We start from the raw sequence: 590 nt of genomic DNA, 5'->3' as shown, positions 1-590 counted from the left end.
TAGCGGCGACGGAATTGTTTGCCGCGGCTGCCAGCATGCCGCTGTTGTTCAGGTCGGCCTGTGTGCTGATGCTGCTGCTTTGTTGGGCATAAATAGTGCCACTGTTATTGATACTGCCAGTGGTATTGAGCGCGAGGTCTTTACCTGCTTGCAGTGTGCCTTGGTTATCTAATGCGCCGCCATCGATATGCAAATCGTGTTGTGCGTTAATCAGGCCAGTGCCGCGATTGTCGAGATTCGCTTGCGTGTGGATGCCGGTATTGGCACCACTGATTTGTCCGCTGCGGTTATTGAGCGTCGCTGCTTGCAGGCTGATATCGTTCTGTGCCAGCAGCACGCCCTCAGTATTATTGAGCGCAGCGGCAGCCACCACCTGCGTGGCATCTGCGGCCGATTCTATGCGTGCTTGGCTATTGTTGATATCGGCGGCTGAATTGATCTGAACGCCCGTATCGCCGGCTAATCGCCCACTGCTATTGTCGATGCCGGCTTTCGTGCTGTGCGTGTTCAGCGTCAAGCCCTGCCCGGCGGTGATGTGTGCTGCGTGATTGTTCAGGCTGGCCGCGTTAATCGTCAGCGCCCCACCTGCT

1 protein-coding gene is annotated in these 590 nt (G+C 56.6%); it reads right to left on the bottom strand.

The genetic code is table 11. The features are described 5' to 3' along the window. The coding region (locus tag QN359_RS19815) for a hypothetical protein (protein ID WP_323493634.1) at positions 1-590 on the bottom strand (590 nt) is incomplete at both ends.

The sequence above is a fragment of the Undibacterium sp. 5I2 genome (assembly GCF_035019605.1).
GTDB lineage: Bacteria > Pseudomonadota > Gammaproteobacteria > Burkholderiales > Burkholderiaceae_D > Undibacterium.
This window is presented reverse-complemented; position numbering and strand designations above follow the sequence as displayed.